This window comes from Antrihabitans stalactiti, from assembly GCF_012932915.1.
GTDB classification, from domain to species: domain Bacteria; phylum Actinomycetota; class Actinomycetes; order Mycobacteriales; family Mycobacteriaceae; genus Antrihabitans; species Antrihabitans stalactiti.
On record NZ_VCQU01000002.1, the window covers coordinates 292,248 to 305,849 of the forward strand.

At 65.4% G+C, this 13,602-nt stretch carries 10 protein-coding genes; 6 read left to right on the forward strand and 4 right to left on the reverse strand.

Translation table 11 applies throughout. From position 1 onward, the window contains the following. The first annotated feature begins 14 nt into the window (after positions 1-14). The 4 genes from glnA to FGL95_RS07155 are packed head-to-tail and all read left to right on the forward strand — an operon-like array spanning position 15 to position 6,345. Positions 15-1,355, forward strand: coding sequence for a type I glutamate--ammonia ligase (glnA, locus tag FGL95_RS07140; protein WP_169585524.1), 1,341 nt, complete (start codon positions 15-17; stop codon positions 1,353-1,355). Positions 1,356-1,381: 26 nt separating this feature from the next. Further along, a complete protein-coding gene (locus tag FGL95_RS07145) occupies positions 1,382-4,381 on the forward strand; it encodes a bifunctional [glutamine synthetase] adenylyltransferase/[glutamine synthetase]-adenylyl-L-tyrosine phosphorylase (RefSeq protein ID WP_169585525.1) in 3,000 nt (999 codons plus the stop codon). After that, on the forward strand, positions 4,378-5,319 hold the full coding sequence (locus FGL95_RS07150) for an endonuclease/exonuclease/phosphatase family protein (protein WP_169585526.1): 942 nt from the start codon (positions 4,378-4,380) through the stop codon (positions 5,317-5,319). Before FGL95_RS07145 ends, FGL95_RS07150 begins: the two co-directional genes overlap by 4 nt. A 54-nt stretch (positions 5,320-5,373) precedes the next feature. Continuing rightward, positions 5,374-6,345: an endonuclease/exonuclease/phosphatase family protein gene (locus tag FGL95_RS07155; RefSeq protein WP_338079744.1), complete on the forward strand. Its 972-nt coding sequence runs from the start codon at positions 5,374-5,376 to the stop codon at positions 6,343-6,345. On the opposite strand, the gene FGL95_RS07160 is transcribed toward FGL95_RS07155, so the two are convergent. From FGL95_RS07160 to FGL95_RS07170, 3 genes are all read right to left on the reverse strand, one after another. Continuing rightward, complete coding sequence (locus FGL95_RS07160) at positions 6,329-7,081, reverse strand: ParA family protein (protein WP_169585527.1); 753 nt, start codon at positions 7,079-7,081, stop codon at positions 6,329-6,331. The two genes, FGL95_RS07155 and FGL95_RS07160, sit on opposite strands and share 17 nt — an antisense overlap. Further along, positions 7,078-8,634 (reverse strand): CHAD domain-containing protein, encoded by a 1,557-nt coding sequence (locus FGL95_RS32875; RefSeq protein WP_169585528.1) that lies wholly within the window; start codon positions 8,632-8,634, stop codon positions 7,078-7,080. The genes FGL95_RS07160 and FGL95_RS32875 overlap by 4 nt, the downstream gene beginning before the upstream one ends. A 64-nt stretch (positions 8,635-8,698) precedes the next feature. Then, entirely contained in the window at positions 8,699-10,771 is a 2,073-nt protein-coding gene (locus tag FGL95_RS07170) for a M20/M25/M40 family metallo-hydrolase (protein WP_169585529.1), read from the reverse strand. 113 nt (positions 10,772-10,884) lie between these two features. Between FGL95_RS07170 and FGL95_RS07175 the strand changes: the two genes are divergently transcribed. Together FGL95_RS07175 and FGL95_RS07180 are read left to right on the forward strand one after the other, a co-directional pair. After that, positions 10,885-11,625: a DUF2334 domain-containing protein gene (locus FGL95_RS07175; RefSeq protein ID WP_169585530.1), complete on the forward strand. Its 741-nt coding sequence runs from the start codon at positions 10,885-10,887 to the stop codon at positions 11,623-11,625. 5 nt (positions 11,626-11,630) lie between these two features. Beyond that, a complete protein-coding gene (locus FGL95_RS07180) occupies positions 11,631-12,755 on the forward strand; it encodes a glycosyltransferase (RefSeq protein ID WP_338079777.1) in 1,125 nt (374 codons plus the stop codon). On the opposite strand, the gene FGL95_RS07185 is transcribed toward FGL95_RS07180, so the two are convergent. Then, positions 12,673-13,539 (reverse strand): DMT family transporter, encoded by an 867-nt coding sequence (locus FGL95_RS07185; protein WP_338079745.1) that lies wholly within the window; start codon positions 13,537-13,539, stop codon positions 12,673-12,675. The two genes, FGL95_RS07180 and FGL95_RS07185, sit on opposite strands and share 83 nt — an antisense overlap. Between the last annotated feature and the right edge of the window lie 63 nt (positions 13,540-13,602).

Sequence of the window (13,602 nt, forward strand, 5' to 3'; positions counted from 1 at the left end):
ATAGTCTCGCCACCATGGATCGCCAAAAGGAATTCGTGCTCCGGACCCTCGAAGAGCGCGACATTCGATTTGTCCGGCTGTGGTTCACAGACGTTCTCGGGTACCTGAAGTCGGTCGCGATCGCTCCCGCCGAACTCGACGGTGCCTTCGAGGAGGGTATCGGCTTCGACGGATCGGCCATCGAGGGTTTCGCGCGGGTGTCCGAAGCGGACATGGTCGCCCGGCCGGACCCGTCGACGTTCCAAATCCTGCCCTGGTCGACGAGCAAGGGCCACCAGCACTCGGCGCGCATGTTCTGTGACATCGCAATGCCGGACGGTTCGCCGTCGTGGGCCGATCCACGCCACGTGCTGCGCCGTCAGTTGAGCAAGGCCGGCGACCTCGGCTTCAGCTGCTATGTCCACCCCGAGATCGAGTTCTTCCTGCTCGAGAACAGTCCGCTCGACGGCACGCCGCCGAAGCCTGCCGACAATGGCGGATTCTTCGACCAGGCCGCGCACGACCAGGCGCCGAGCTTCCGTCGCCACGCCATCGAGGCTCTCGAGTCGATGGGCATCTCGGTCGAGTTCAGTCACCACGAAGGGGCCCCGGGCCAGCAGGAGATCGACCTGCGCTACGCCGACGCGCTGTCCATGGCCGACAACGTGATGACGTTCCGGTACCTCGTCAAGGAAGTTGCTATCGACGAGGGCGTGCGCGCGACGTTCATGCCGAAGCCGTTCAGCGACCAGCCCGGCTCGGCGATGCATACGCATATGAGCCTGTTCGAGGGCGAGACCAACGCGTTCCACAACCAGGACGACCCCGGCCAGTTGTCGGAGACGGCGAAGGCGTTCATCGCGGGCATTCTCGAGCACGCCAGCGAGATCAGCGCGGTCACCAACCAGTGGGTCAACTCCTACAAGCGCTTGGTGCACGGCGGCGAGGCGCCGACGGCGGCGTCGTGGGGACGCTCGAATCGTTCGGCGTTGGTGCGCGTTCCGATGTACACGCCGAACAAGGCGTCGTCGCGCCGAGTCGAGGTCCGCAGCCCGGACTCCGCGTGCAACCCCTATCTGGCCTTTGCGGTACTGCTTGCGGCGGGCCTGCGCGGCATCGAGAAGGGCTACACGCTGCCTCCCGAGGCCGAAGACGATGTGTGGTCGTTGACGTCGGCGGAGCGTCGCGCCATGGGCTACCGCGAACTGCCGGGAAGCCTGAACGAAGCATTGCAGTCGATGGAGCGGTCCGAGCTTGTGGCCGAAGCCCTCGGTGAGCACGTGTTCGATTTCTTCCTTCGGAACAAGCGTCGCGAATGGTCGGAATACCGCAGCCACGTAACGCCGTTCGAACTCAAGGAGTACCTGAGTCTGTAGTCGAGGCACTGGGCTAAGTTTGGTTCATGAGGCCCGCGCGTTCTGTTGTTCCCAGGGCGGGTCGTCTCGGGCTGGTCGAGCCATCGGCGCCTGACGACTTGCAGGCGCTGGGTTGGGTCGACAGCGACAGCATCGAGTTGCTGTGGTCGCTGTCGCGGGCACCGAATGCCGATTTGGCCTTGGCGACCCTGATGAGAATGCGATCCGCGCTCGGTCAGGGCTGGGACGAGCTGGAATCGGTGCTGCGAACCGACAAGTCCTTACGAGGACGGTTGTTCGGCCTGATCGGAGCGTCGTCGGCATTCGCCGACCATGTTGTCGCCGACCCGCCCTGCTGGAAATTGCTGCGCGGCACCACGTTGCCGACCCGAGAACACCTCATCGAAGACATGCTCGGCGTGGTCGAGGCGACGCCGGAGACCGGTCCCAATGCGGCGCCTTTGCTGTTTCGCGCGAAACATACTGGTCCGGCCGTCGTGGCTCAGCTCAAGAAGCGGTATCGCGACCATCTGATGCTGCTCGCCGCAGTCGATCTTGCGGCGGTCGTCGAAAACGAGCCCGTACTCCCGTACCAGACGGTGGGTCGGCATCTTGCCGATCTCGCCGACGCTGCCTTGACTGCGGCGCTCGCGGTCGGTGTCGCGAGGGTCTGCCCCGACGAGCCGTGCCCGTCCCGTATCGCGGTCATCGCGATGGGGAAATGCGGTGCGCGAGAACTCAACTACGTCAGCGATGTCGACGTCGTGTTCGTCGCGGAACCGGCGGACACCCGCGCCAGCCGGATCGCGGGGGAGATGATGCGAATCGGGTCGGCGGCGTTCTTCGAAGTCGACGCGGCGCTTCGGCCGGAAGGCAAGAGCGGCGAGCTGGTCCGTACGCTCGATTCGCACGTCGCCTACTACAAACGCTGGGCGAAGACCTGGGAGTTTCAGGCGTTGCTCAAGGCCCGGCCCATGACGGGTGACTTGGCACTCGGCGAGGACTACCAGCGGGCACTGCTCCCGATGGTGTGGACGGCATCGGAACGTGACGATTTCGTCCCAGAGGTCCAGGCAATGCGCCGTCGCGTCGAACAGAACGTGCCCGCCGAACTGCGTGAGCGCGAGCTCAAACTCGGCCAGGGTGGGCTGCGCGACGTCGAATTCGCTGTGCAACTGCTGCAGTTGGTGCACGGGCGCGCCGACGAGGCACTGCATGTGACGGGGACGGTCGAGGCGCTGACTGCGCTCGCAGAAGGCGGCTACGTCGGGCGCGACGATGCCGCCAACCTGACCGCGTCGTACGAGTTTCTGCGGTTGCTCGAGCATCGCCTGCAATTGATGAAACTCAAACGCACCCATACGCTTCCGCCGCAGTCCGACGAGGAGGCGATGCGATGGCTGGCCAGGGCGGCGCACGTTCGCCCGGACGGACGAAACGACGCACTTGGTGTGCTCAATGCCGACATCAAGCGGAATTCGCTGCGTATTCGTCGGCTGCATTCGAAGCTCTTCTATCGTCCGTTGCTGGAGTCCGTGGCGCGGTTGGACAAAGATGCGATTCGGTTGAGCCCGGACGCGGCGGTGCGGCAGTTGAAAGCACTCGGTTACCTGGCTCCCGAGAACGCGCTCGGGCATTTGAAGGCGTTGGCGGCAGGACCCGAGCGAAAAGGCAGAATTCAGGCGCTTCTGCTGCCGACGTTGCTCGAATACCTCAGCGACACTCCCGATCCCGACGCAGGCTTGCTCGCATATCGCCGGGTCAGCGATGCGCTCAACGATCAGGTGTGGTTCCTTCGGGAGCTACGCGACGAGGGAGCGATCGCCCAACGGCTGATGCAGGTCCTCGGTTCGTCGGCGTATCTGCCGGACCTGCTGGTCAAGGCGCCGGATGTGATTCGGCTGTACGCCGACGGTCCGCACGGTCCGCTGCTGCTCGGTCCGGATCCGGCCGACGTGGCACGAGGGATCCTCTCGTCGTCGGCGCGCTACGACGACCCGAAGCGCGCGATTGCGGCCGCACGGTCGTTGCGGCGCCACGAACTGGCCCGGATCGCGTCGGCCGACATCCTTGGTATGTACGACGTTCCCCAAGTGTGTCGAGCGTTGTCGTCGGTCTGGGCGGCCGTGCTCGGTGCCGCGTTGTCTGCGGTGATCAAAGCCTCCGAGGCCGAGCGCGGGGGTCCGGCACCTGCGACGTTCGCCGTCATCGGGATGGGCCGCTTGGGCGGCTGGGAACTCGGCTACGGGTCCGACGCGGATGTGTTGTTCGTCTGCGATCCCGTCGAGGGCGCCGACGAGACCGACGCGGTCAAATGGGCGAACAGCGTGGCCGAGAAGGTGACGAAGCTGCTCGGCGCACCGAGTACCGATCCACCGCTGCAGGTCGACGCGGGGCTGCGGCCGGAAGGTCGCAACGGACCGCTCGTCCGCACGCTGGCCGCCTACGAGGCGTACTACGCGCAGTGGGTGCACACGTGGGAAGTGCAGGCGCTGCTGCGCGCGCATCAGATGGCAGGCGACGAAGATCTGGGTGTGCGATTCCTGCACGTCGTCGACAAGGTCCGCTACCCCAAGGGCGGCGTGTCACCTGAAGCGGTCCGCGAGATCCGGCGGATAAAGGCGCGCATCGATTCCGAGCGTTTGCCACGCGGGGCCGATCCTGCGACGCACACCAAGCTGGGGCGCGGTGGGTTGGCGGACATCGAGTGGACGGTCCAGCTGATTCAGCTGCGGCACGCGCACGAAATCGAGTCGCTGCACAATACGTCGACGCTGCAAACTCTCGATGCGATCGGCTCGGCGGAGCTACTCAGCGCCAGCGATGTCTCGTTGCTGCGTGATGCCTGGCTGACTGCAACCAAAGCCAGGAACGCGCTGGTTCTGGTCCGCGGCAAGCCCGTTGATCAGTTGCCGGGGCCCGGTCGCGTGCTGACCGCGGTCGCACATGTGGCGGGCTGGAAGGCCGACGGTGGCGCGTTTCTCGACAACTACCTGCGCATCACCCGACGCGCCAAAGCCGTCGTCGAGCGGGTCTTCGGGGAATGAGCTGGGGCCGTCGGATCACCATCGGCTTCGGTTGGGCAGCGGTGGTGGTCGGGCTGTTCGGCGTCTATCTCCACGTGTCGTCGTCGACCGTGAAGCTGTTGATTCTGCTTGCCTCGTTCGCGCCGTACCTGATGCTCGGCGGAGTGCTGGGATTCGTGGTGTTGGCCATCGCCAGACACTGGGTCGGCGTGGCAGTGGGTGGGCTGGTGATCGGCGCGTCGGTCGCCACTCAGCTGCCTGGCTACCTTCCGAACGGAACTCCTGGTGCGGGTCCAGCGATGACGGTCATGCAGACGAACATCTTGTTCGGCGGCGGCGACGCCGGGGTAGTCGTCGACGAGGTCCGGCGCAACGGCGTCGACCTACTCACCGTCAGCGAACTCACCGACGACGCGCTCACCCGGCTTGACGCTGCAGGCGTGGGGTCCGAGTTGCCGCACCGGTACGTCGCTCCCGGTCCGGGCGGTTCGGGGACAGGAATGTGGAGCCGATATCCGCTCGATGAGCACAAGCGCTACGACGGTTTTGCGCTAGCCCAACTGTCGGCTCGGATGCTTATGCCAGATGGCCAAGCGGTCACGGTGTTCGCACTCCACCCCGTTCCGCCGTATCCCGTTACCGAGCAATGGGTTTCGGAGATGCGCAGAGTCGAACAGATCCTCGCTGACGTCAGCAGCGGTCCGGCGATCGTCGGCGCCGACATGAACTCGACCACCGACCATTCCTTGTTCCGCGATGTGCTGTCGACCCGATTCGAGAACGCCGCCGGTCAGGTGGGCGCCGGGATCGTCCCAACGTTCCCGGCGGAGAAGTGGTACCCCGCGATCATCGGGATCGATCACATCCTGCTCGCCGGTGCACGCGCCGAAAGCGTACGAACCGTGGAGATTCCGCACGCCGACCACCTGGCGATCATCGCTGACCTGCGCTTGGACTAGCCGGTCGAGCGCGTCTTAGGTGTGTAGGCGCTCGGTGGTCCCTATCCTCGTCTGGTGAAGGACGAGCGTGGCCGCCGATATGTCATCGGCGCTGCGTGGCTCTCGGTGTCGGTCGGGGTGTTCGGCATCTATCTGCATTCGACACAGTCGACGACGAAAATTCTGGTTCTCCTCGCGGCGTTCGCTCCCTACGTGATGCTGGCCGGGTTGCTCGGACTGCTGTTGTCGACCGTCGCGAAGCACCGCATAGGTGTGTGGGCGAGTGTGGTGGTCGTGGGTGTCGCGGTATGGACCCAACTGCCAGTCTTCGTCGCCAACGGCGCTGCAGGTGCAGGCGCCCAACTCACGGCGATGCAGTCGAACATCCGGTTCGGTCACGCCGACGCACACGCGCTCGTCGCGCAGATCCGGGCCAATAATGTCGACGTGCTGACGGTCAGTGAACTGACCGACGATGCCCTCGCGAATCTCGCGGCCGCTGGTATCGGGGAGCTGCTTCCGCACAGCTACGTCGTGCCCGCGCCGAGTAGCGCCGGTGAGGGAATCTGGAGCCGGTATCCGTTGACCGAGCAGCGGAGCTACGACGGTTTCGGCAACGTCCAACTGTCCGCGCGGATGACGTTACCGAGCGGAGAGGTCGTGACCGTGTTCGCTTTTCACCCGGTCCCGCCGTATCCGGACACCGACCGCTGGAGTGTCGAGATGCGCGAGATCAAGTCGATCTTGTTCGGTTCGCCGGAAAGCGCTGGGGCAGCGATCGTCGGCGCCGACCTCGGCGCGACACACGACCATGCATTGTTCCGCAGCCTGCTCGAAACACGGTTCGAGGACGCCGCCGATCAGATAGGGGCGGGAATGGTGGCGACCTACCCAGCGGACCAGATCTATCCCGCTCTCGTCGGGATCGACCACATTCTGGCCGCCGGTGCGCGCGCCGATACCGTTGGGACCGTACCGATTCCGCAGTCAGACCACCTGGCGATCGTCGCCGAAGTCCGCCTGCGGATCCCTAGAGGAGCGCCTTGACCTCGGACCAGAGGGCTCGGTAGGCGTCGGTCGCGGGGGAGTGTGGGGCGAAATCGGGTAGGGGAGAACGGTGTACCGACATCTGCTCGATCGCTGATAAAGCGGGGATGACGATGGAGCTGATGCCGTCCCGTTCAGCCGGCAGGTTCGCGATGATCTCGTTGTGCAACGACTTTCGACGATCGGCCATCGAGAAGAACGCGATCACCTTCGGCTTCTTGCCTTCGAACGTCTCGATGAACTCGGTCAGTTGATCGAAGGTGCGCGCGGCCAGCACCGTCGGAATGATCGGCACGATAACGACATCGGCGGCGTGCAGAACATTTTCGGATACCAGCGACAAGCTTGGGGGCGTGTCGAGGAAGACGACGTCGTAGTCGTCCTTGAGATCCTTCAACCGAGCAGCCAGAGCGCGCGTCACACGGCGCTGACTGCTGGTGGACTGGCTGAGGTCGATGTCCATGTTGCGGTAGGTGAAGTCGGCGGGCAGCAGGTCCAAATTCTCGAAGTCCGTGCCTTTGCGCGCCCCCTCGATCGGGTTCTTGCCGCTGACCAGCTTGGCGCTACCCCCCTTCACATACGGTCTGATGCGGAACAGGTACGTAGCTGCACCCTGTGGGTCGAGATCCCACAACAAGGTCCGTAGCCCGGATTCGGCGGATAGATATGCCAGGTTCACCGCGGTGGTCGTCTTTCCGACCCCGCCCTTGATCGTGTAGGACGCAACGATTTTCATGGCAGCAGCGCTTCGATCCGTTTGTGCGCATGCGGACCGAGGTAGCGGTGCAACTGGTCGTTGAGTGCCTCGCGCGCCTCGCGCTGCTGCCGACCGAAAGCGGCTGATAGTTCGCCCATCGCCAGTAGCGTCGCCGCCGGCGGGCGCTCGGCTTCGAGCATCTCCTGGGCGAACACTCGCAGCCCCGCACTCTGCATTTCGCCGTCCTGGAACTTGCCGAGTAGATCCTGCAACTGCTTGAGGTCCTTCACCGCGCCGCGGTGCGCGGTCGGCTCGCAGACCGGCCCGAAGACCTCGAGTAGGTAGCGCAACTCCTTGCACCGCTTGCGTAGTGCATGGACCTCCTCGGACTCCGATTCCGGGGTGATGGCTTGCGCCTTCTTGACGACGCGCTTGTAGGTCCGGGAAATCCGGTCCGCTGCGAGCGCGGCGGCGGTGAGTTTGCGCGCCGAGGTAGCCGACCCGTCCGCCGCCGCGACGAGTTCGGCGCGCCAGCTCTCCATGAAGTCGGTGAACCGGGCCGACCCCAGTCCGCGCGCGAGTGTGCGCCGTTCTGTGACCCTGACCGTGCGCAGATGCTCGCCGAACGCATCCAGGTCAGTGGGCTCGCCGACGGTCAGGTGGTGGGCAAGGTCGTCGAGTTCGAGCAGGTAGACGTCGAGATCCCTTGTCGGCGTGGTGAGGTCGCCGAGCCAGCGGAATTCGGGCTCGTACCGCGCTGCGATCTCGCCCGGCAATACGTCACCGGCGAGCTTGAGCATGGACCGAGTTCGGCGAACGGCGACGCGGAGATCGTGCAGGAATTCGGAGTCGATGTCTTTGACGGTGCCGTCCACGTTCGACGTGATCGCGTCGGTGAACCCCAGCAAGGCAGTCGCCACAGCAACATCGGCGCGGGTGTCGGCGGCCATGACATCGCCGGTGGAACGGTCGATCGACACCCCGACTGCGCGAGTGAGAGCTTCGTAGAGCGAGTTCTTCGCCTTGCCGAACACGTCGGTCGCCAGCAGCGCTTTACCTACCGCGGCAGCGTCGCTCTGGTAACCGAGGACCGGCCGGACGGTCACCCGGACGATCGGCTTGGTCGGCGGCTCGACCCCTTCGGCAGCGGTCCACTCCAGCCGGACCACGATCTTGTCGTCGGAGTTGCGGACCGCGATCTCGCGAGTCGTCGACTTGCTCCGCAATACGGGAACCGCCGCACGGATCCACAACGGGCCGGCCACGGCGTTTCGAACCGCGCCCTCGGCGAGTTGCTCGATTCGCGCCGGCCAATGCTGCGGTTCGGTGAGTGCGGTCCGCGTCACCTGGTCTTCGCCGACGAGGACGAGTTCGCCTCCACCAGTGGTGCGTTCGTGACTCAACGTTAGTCCGCGACTGCGCAGCCGTCCGTCGACCGTGTCGACATAGGTCGTCGACACAGTCCGTCGATTGCCCGGGGTGAGGCTGTATTCCGCAGCGAGTGCCTCGAGCGCAGCCGGAACGTCCGACTCGTCGAGGTCGGTCGGCTCGCCTCGCCACACGAGGGTCAGCGGGTCGGAATGATCTGCCACGGCAATAGGATTCCTCGAGCTCGGTTGGGGGCGACCGGGACCAGAGTAGTCCCCGGACGTGAACTCAGAGTTGCGCCACGAGCCGACGATTGAAGGCAATCAATCTGCCGTAATTCAGCAGTGAGATCCGCTCGTCGTTGCCGTGTATTCGTTCGAGATCAGCTGTGTCCAGGACGATCGGGGCGAAGTTGAGCCTTGCGTCTGCGATGTCGTCGTAGTGCCTCGCGTCGGTCGCGCCGGGCACGAGCCCGGTCGTGATCGCGATGCCGGGAACCACGGATCTAGCCGTCTTGGCGACGAGGGTGAACGCGGGAGATTCGCTGCTGGTCAACGGCGACGGTTCGGCCAGCATCCCTGGTTCCAGCTCGAACGACACCCGGTCGTCGGCGACCACGTGCTCGCAATGAGCGAGCACGTCGGCGACCGAATCGCCTTGCAGAATACGGAAATTGACCAGCGCCTCGGCGTGTTGGGGCAGCACGTTCGCTGAGACACCGCCGCGGATGACGGTTGGAGCCGTCGTCGTCCGCACGAGGGCTTCGGTTTGCGGACGATCGGACATGATGCGAGCCAGAATCGGGGTCAGACGATCGGCGACCCCAAGCAGCGAGCGGCGTGGTTCGGAGAAGAACGGCGTCAGCCGCTGAACCATGTCGAGCACAAGCGGTGTCACCCGCAGCGGCATCGGATTTTCCTGGAGTCGGTCGACGGCGCGTGCCACGATTCCGACGGCGGTGCGCTTCGGCGGCATCGACGAATGGCCGCCGATGTCGTGCACCGACAGCCGAACCGTCACAAAGCCTTTCTCACCCAACATGATTGTGGCGACCGGGCGTTCGACGCCGTCGACGACACCACGGGTAACGACTCCGCCCTCGTCGAGAACGAGTTCGGGGCGAATTCCCGACGCGGCCAGATGTGCGGAGATCGTGGCAGCCCCGTTGTCGCCGCCGACCTCTTCATCGTGGCCGAAGGCGAACAGGAGGGTGCCCTGCGGTGTGAATCCCTCCGCGAGCTGCGCCTCCACCGCCTCGAGTAATGCGAGCACGCGGCTCTTGTCGTCGATTGCACCACGGCCCCAGATGAATTCGTCGTCGACGACACCGGAGAACGCGGGGTGGGTCCAGGCGTCGGGGTCGCCGACTGGAACGACGTCCATGTGCGCAAGGAACAGCGCGGCGATCCGGCTGGGGTCTGTGCCTGGCCAGGTGTAGAGGCGGCTGTGGCCGAACACCTCGCACTTCAGTGTGGAATGCACGAGTGGAAAGGACGTTTCGAGGTGCTGGCCGAGCCGGGCGAGTTCGCCTTCGTCTCTGTCGGCGGGATTCTCGAACGATACGGTCCGTAGCTGCAGCGCCTGCGACAAGCGTTGCGCCGCTGCGGGACTGGCTTCGTCGGCCGATGTCGACAACCCGAGCACCCAGCCGATGGGCGGGAGCGGCGCGCAGTCGAGGCGAGCACGCATGCGTGGGAGAGCGACGTCGATCTTGCCGCTGTCGAGTCGAATTGTCGTATTGCCCAACCGCCACATGCCTGCCGAATCGGGCTCGCCGAGTAGAACTTCGAGCCCGTTCGCGGTGCGGTCGAGGTCGTCGGTGACGACCGTGACGCGGTCGATCCCCACCGGTGAATCGCGTGGGACGCGCAACTCGGTCGGCGTGGTGTCTGCGATCAGCATCGGCAACGTCGGGTCGTCGGCCGCCGCAATTCGCCACCGGACCTGGTCGCCGCTCGGGGTGGTGTGGCTGACTTCGGTCGGCTCGTCGACTGCGAATCCGCGGTCGCGCAGGTCGGCGACGCGAGCGTCCAGGTCGTCGACGCGCAGCACCAGGCCGATCAGCCCCTCGGCACGTCCCAGTACGTCGCCGATGCGGCGTTCGACCGCGGTCCGTCGATTCATGAGCGGTTGCCAGCCAGGCGTTCTCGCGAGCAATCGGGCCGCCCTGCCCAAGGTTGGGGAGCCGAAGGACACGAGTTCGATGTAGGTCTGGTCGCGGCACGTCACCAACGCGGTGACCGTCGACCCGCCGTCCTGCCTGCCGCCGTCGACAACGTCGAATCCCGCCGCGCGAAACTCGCGGATCGTTCGTTCGATGTCTCGAACACCCAGCACGAGATGGTCGAGGGCGATGGTCACCTTCCCCACACTAGCGTTCGACACTCCACCCACCTCGACGATATTTGTTCAGCCCCCGGCAATCCGCCGGTGTTACCGTCGCCGCTCTGGTCCACGAGTCAGGGGAGCGAGGGATGGCCGACGGGTCCGCACGGTTGGTTGTGAGCGTGCACGACGTGGCGCCGGCGAGCGCCGACGAAACGGCTCGATGGTGCGCAGACGCCGACGCGCTGGGTATCCCGGTTTCGCTGCTGGTCATTCCAGGTCCGTGGCGGGGGATGTGCCTCGACGACACTCCCGACTTCGCAAGCCAGTTGCAGAAACGGCGAGCTGGGGGTGACGAGATCGTCGCGCATGGTTGGGCGCATGCCGCCGGACCCGAGGGTTCGGCGCTGCGCAGGACAGTCGGCCGACTGGTCGCGCGCGGGGCCGCCGAATTCGCGGCGCTCGACGAATACCAGGCTGGCGAGCGGATTTCGGCGGGTCGAGCGGTCATGTCTCGGGCTGGACTGGCTACCACGGGCTTCACACCGCCCGGTTGGCTCGCGTCGCCTGCCGCCGAACGCGCGTTGCGACGCGCAGGATTCACCCATACGACGAACCACTTCGGCGTGAAAGACCTGCGGTCCGGACGGCTGCATCGCGGCTTCGCGTTGTCGCACCGACCCGGCGGCGGCTGGACCGAGCAGTTCGGGGAGGCGATGTTCAGCAGGGTCGCGCAGCGCAATGCTGCCCGCGGCGGCCTGGTTCGACTCGCACTGCACCCCGACGACCTGCGGCAGCCCGGCTTACGCGACACCACGCTGCGAACAATCGAGCGTGCACTCGCGGCGGGAGCGACAGCGACCACCTACGACGCGGTGGTCGCCCGTTGAAGATCGTGCAGCTGGCCAATTTCTACACACCGACGTCCGGCGGCCTCAGAACCACCGTCGACGAACTCGGACGCGGGTATCTGGACGCGGGCCACGAGCGCGTGCTGGTTGTTCCGGGCGACGCCTACGCGACCGAAGACACTCCAGCGGGGCGGCGGGTCACGCTGAGCAGCCCACAATTCTTCTGGTCGAAGACCTATCACGTGCTGACCAGTCGGCAAACGTGCCGACTACTCGACGAGGAACAACCTGACGTCCTCGAGGTCAGTGACAAGCTCAGCGTCGCGTGGCTTGCCCCGTGGGCGCGTAGGCGCGGGGTGCCGCTGGTCTTGTTCTCGCACGAGCGGATCGACGCGATACTCCGGACCCGCGTACCTGACTGGTTCCCACTCGTCGCGCTCGCAAACGCCTCCAACAGTCGGCTGAGCAGGCGAGCCGACGAGATCGTTGTGACGTCGAACTTCGCCGCCGCCGAATTCGCCCGTGTTGGAGCGACGAACGTCAGTCGAATCCCGCTCGGCGTCGACCTGGACGTGTTTCGGCCACGACTAGGGAAGTCCGCGCCGGGCCCGGTGAAGTTGGTGACGCTCAGCCGACTGTCGGGGGAGAAGAACGCCGACCTGGCCGTCGAAGCGCTGCGGATTCTGTGTGCCGACGGCGTCGACGCCGAACTGACGATGATCGGTGACGGACCCCTGCGGTCCCGCATCGAAGCGCTGGCCGATGGACTTCCTGTGACGTTCGCAGGCCACATCGCGAGCCGCGAGACGATTGCGAGCATGGTGGGCGCTGCCGATATCGCGGTGTTTCCTTCACCTGCCGAAACGTTCGGACTGGCATTGCTCGAATCGTTGGCGTGCGGAACGCCGATCGTCGTCCCCAGCGAGGGCGCGGCACCCGAGTTGGTCGGTGACGTCGGGTCCGGAGCGGTGACCGACGGATCGCCGATGGGGTTGGCGCGAGGGGTCCGGGCGCTGCTGACCGTGCCCGAGGTGCAGCGGCGGAAGGCGGCGCGCGTAACCGCGCAGCGATATCCATGGTCGGCGACTATCGAGCGTCTGTTGGCGCTGTACTCCGATCTGACTCGTCATGAAGAGTCGGTGAATTGGCAAGCAGCACAACGCCGGTGATGACGAGCGCCGCTGCGAACACGAGTATTGCGGGACTCGCTGTTGTCGCCACGGCGAACAACGTGACGCCGGCGGCATAGCTCAGCACAGGGTCGGTGATCGTCATGGCGGTGAGCGCGGTCGGCAGCGAGCCGCTCGCGAACGCTTCCTGCACGAGCAGTCCACCGACGATTGTCGAGACTCCGATGCACGGCAGGGCCCAACTCACGTGTGGAAGGTTGGCCGCGGTCAAATAGACGGCGACCGCCGTCGTCGTGAAACAACAGCCCGCGGCGATCGCGACGAGCGCTGACCGCGTTTGTTGGCGGTGGCCCACCACACGCGCTACGACGACGAGGACACCGATTGCCGTCGCCGCGAGAGCCGCCGCAATCGGCAAGAGCTGCGGCCGGACCTCGCCGCGAGGCACACCCTGAGTCACGAGTGCGACCAAACCGCCGCAGACCAACGCCGTGCCCAACCAGTCGCGAACAAGCGGCCACGACTTGCAACGGACCGCTGCGAACGGCAATGCGAACAGGAGTTGTACGACGAGTACCGCCTGAACGGTCGGGATCGAGCCGAGACGCAGTGCCAGCACGTGTGCGGCAAAACCCGAGAGGGCCGCAGCGAATCCTGCGAGCCAGATTCGATCACGCAACAGGGTGCCCAGTAGTTCGAAGGCCGCGATGAATCGATTGCGACCTGGTCGGGCGAGCGCCGCGGTCCGGGCTGCCGATTGCTGCAGCGCAGCCGACATCGCGAACAGAAAGGCCGCAACGACGGCGAGTGCGATGCTGACCACTCAGCCATCGTTGTCGACCCATATGAACTGGAGGTACATCAGGGTGCCTCTAAGATTTCGCAC

Bases quoted from the DNA above. Each gene is read 5' to 3' on its own strand.
- glnA (WP_169585524.1), top strand. From the start codon at position 15: ATGGATCGCCAAAAGGAATTCGTGCTCCGGACCCTCGAAGAGCGCGAC.
- FGL95_RS07160 (WP_169585527.1), bottom strand. From the start codon at position 7,081: ATGAAAATCGTTGCGTCCTACACGATCAAGGGCGGGGTCGGAAAGACG.
- FGL95_RS07150 (WP_169585526.1), top strand. From the start codon at position 4,378: ATGAGCTGGGGCCGTCGGATCACCATCGGCTTCGGTTGGGCAGCGGTG.
- FGL95_RS07175 (WP_169585530.1), top strand. From the start codon at position 10,885: ATGGCCGACGGGTCCGCACGGTTGGTTGTGAGCGTGCACGACGTGGCG.
- FGL95_RS07145 (WP_169585525.1), top strand. From the start codon at position 1,382: ATGAGGCCCGCGCGTTCTGTTGTTCCCAGGGCGGGTCGTCTCGGGCTG.